The 3,060-nt window shown below is 74.2% G+C and carries 1 protein-coding gene; it reads left to right on the forward strand.

Translation table 11 applies throughout. The features are described from left to right. The first annotated feature begins 464 nt into the window (after positions 1 to 464). The gene (gene ligA / locus HYE82_RS35445; protein WP_179178341.1) at positions 465 to 2,528 is read left to right on the forward strand and encodes an NAD-dependent DNA ligase LigA; all 2,064 of its coding nucleotides are present in this window, start codon (positions 465 to 467) and stop codon (positions 2,526 to 2,528) included. Positions 2,529 to 3,060: the final 532 nt, after the last annotated feature.

Here is a 3,060-nt window from a genome sequence, read left to right on the forward strand (position 1 = left end):
GGATTTTGTTTCCGGCCCCGTCTCTTCCGGGGTTTCCCGGTGAGGGCGTACTTCCAATAAACCCGACGGGTGGAGGGGCGTCACGACACTCGAACGCGTGGCTTGACGGAAATGACCGGTCTTGGTATCAACCGGCCCACGGCGCACGAGCACGCCCACATCGCCGACGCATCGGGCCGAGCCGGCGCAGGACCGGAGCCGCCTCGGGCCGGACCGGCAGGGCCGGCTTGCCGCGACCGGGTCGGCGCGCCTGCCCCAGCCCGGCGCGCGCACCCGGCGCCGCCATCGCCGTCGTCGGCGGGATCGTCGCCTCGGTGTTCCCGGCCTGCTCCGGGCTGGTCACCCGGATGCTGTCCCAGCCCGCCGTGGCCGGCCGGCACCGAACCGGTGCGGGCCCTGCAGTACCTGGCCTTCGGCGGCCCCGGCCGCGCATCAATGTCAGACCCCCGCGCGAAGATCTCCTCATGACGATTCTCACCGCCGATGAGGCGCTGTTCCGCATGTCCGACCGCACCGAGTACGAGGCCGCGCTCCGGCGCCTGCGGGAGGCTTCGCAGGCGTACTACGGCGACGGCGACAGCGCCCTGGACGACGCCGCGTACGACCGGCTCCGGCTGGCCGTCCTCGCCTGGGAGGAGGAGAACCCGGCCGAGGTCGCCGCCGACTCCCCCACCGGCCTCGTCGCCGACGGCGCGGCCCCGGCGGGGGACGTCGCGCACACCACCCGCTTGCTCAGCCTGGACAACGTCTTCGACGCCGAGGGCCTGGTGGCCTGGGGTGCTTCCGTCCAGCGCCGGCTGGGCCGGGCCCCGGAGGGCGGGTTCACCGTCGAGCCGAAGATCGACGGCGCGGCCGTGGCCGCCCGGTACCGCGGCGGACGGCTCGTCCAGATCATCACCCGCGGCGACGGCAGCCGCGGCGAGGACGTCAGCCATGTCATCGGCCAGATCGACGGGCTCCCGGAGCAGCTGGCCGGGGCGGCCACGGTCGAGGTCCGCGGCGAGGTGGCCTTCACCCAGGAGCAGTTCGAGACGGCGAACGAGGTCCGCACCGCCCACGGCGCGCAGGTCTTCGCCAACCCGCGCAACGGCGCGGCGGGCACGCTGCGGGCGAAGGACCGGCCGTACCGGCTGCGGATGACGTTCTGGGCGTACGGTGCGGTCGAGCTGGACGGCGAAACGTTCCTGCCGGGCGGGGGCACGCACGCCGAGGCCCTGGCCGCCGTGGCCGCCGCCGGGGTCCGGACGACCGCGGACTCCCCCGCCGGGCTGCGCGTCGTCGCCGGCCTCGACGAGGCGCAGCAGCAGATCGACGCGATCGCCGCCATGCGTGCAGGCCTGCCGGTCGGCATCGACGGCGTCGTCGTCAAGCTGAACGACACCGCCGAGCAGGAAACGGCCGGCCTCGGCTCCCGGTTCCCGTACTGGGCCATCGCGTTCAAACTGCCCGCGGTCGAGCGGCAGACGGTGCTGCAGGACGTGGTGTGGGAGGTCGGCCGGACCGGCGTCCTCGCCCCGACCGCGATCCTCGCCCCCGTCGAGATCGACGGCACCACCGTCACCCGCGCCACCCTGCACAACCCCGCCGACATCCGCCGCCGCGACCTCCACCTCGGCGACACCGTGACCGTGTACAAGGCCGGCGACATCATCCCGCGCGTCCAGGCGGCCGTGGTGCGCCTGCGCCCGGCCGGGGCGGCGCAGGTGCCGCTGCCCGGGGCGTGCCCCCGCTGCGGCGGCGAGATCAACAAGGCCCAGGAGCGGTGGCGCTGCGCCAAGGGCACCTCGTGCGCGCTGCCCGCGCTGATCGAGTACGCCGCGGGGCGCGAGATGCTCGACATCGACGGCCTCGGCAAGACGTACGTGGCCTCCCTGGTCGAATCCGGCGCCGTCACCGACGTCGCCGACCTCTTCACCCTCACCGTCGACCAGCTCACCGACGCGTCAGGCAGCGCCAAGCGGGGCGCCAAGCTCGCCGAACAGATCACCGCCGCCAAGTCCCGTCCCCTCAGCCGCGTCTTCTGCGCGCTGGGCGTGCTCGGCACCGGGCGCAGCATGTCCCGCCGCATAGCCCGGCACTTCGGCACGATGGACGCGATCCGCGAGGCCGACGCGGCCGCGATGCAGGACGTGGAGGGGATCGGCCCGGAGAAGGCTCCGGTCATCGTCGAGCAGGTCGCCGCCCTCGCCCCGGTCATCGACAAGCTGATCGCGGCGGGCGTCACCATGACCGAGCCCGAGGAGCCGTCGGCGGCGCAGGGTGCCGGGCCGCTGGACGGCAAGGTCGTCGTGGTCACCGGAAAGATGGCCGGCCCCCTGGAGGGGCTCGGCCGGTCGGAGATGAACGCGCTGATCGAGAAGGCCGGCGGGCGTGCGGGCAGCAGCGTCAACTCCAAGACGTCCGTCCTGGTCGCCGCACCGTCGGCGAGCGGCAAGCCGAGCTCGAAGGCGGTCAAGGCCGCAGAGCTCGGCGTGGAGGTCCTCACCCCGGAGGCCTTCGCCGACCTGATCGCCGACCACCTGGCCTGAACCGGCGAACACGGGCAGGCCGCCGACTCGGGTTCCGCCGGGGAGCCGTACGTTGGCGGGCGCCGCAACGACGCCCACCGGGGCCTGTTCCCGGACCGGGGGAACGACGCGCTCGGGAGCCCCCACCGTCGGCTTTCGCCCTGCCCACGGCAAGTCGTGGGCAGGGAACGCGGCTGCCGGCCCACGGGCCGGCGCCAGGCAGGAGACCCGGTGGGACCCGGCGCAAGGCCTCCACATGGAGGTCGTGGGCGGCGTGTCCGGCGACGCGTACTGCAAGGACGGCACCTCGTACACGAGCGCCGAACTGTGCGCCGCCGCGCTGAACCAGAGTGGCGAGCGGATCCCGGTTCCCGCCGAACTGCGCCCCGTCCGCGTGACCACAGGTGATGACGCCCGAGGCGTTCCGGAGCCTGATCGGGCGCTGAGCCGGCGAGGGCCCGGGGAAGCAATCCCCGGGCCGTCGTCGACGGGGGCGGCGCTGCGGCGGCGGGTCAGGCGTCCGCGACGGCTCGGAGGGGGCTGAGGGCGGCGG

Source organism: Streptomyces sp. BR123 (genome assembly GCF_013401435.1).
Taxonomy (GTDB): Bacteria; Actinomycetota; Actinomycetes; order Streptomycetales; family Streptomycetaceae; genus Streptomyces.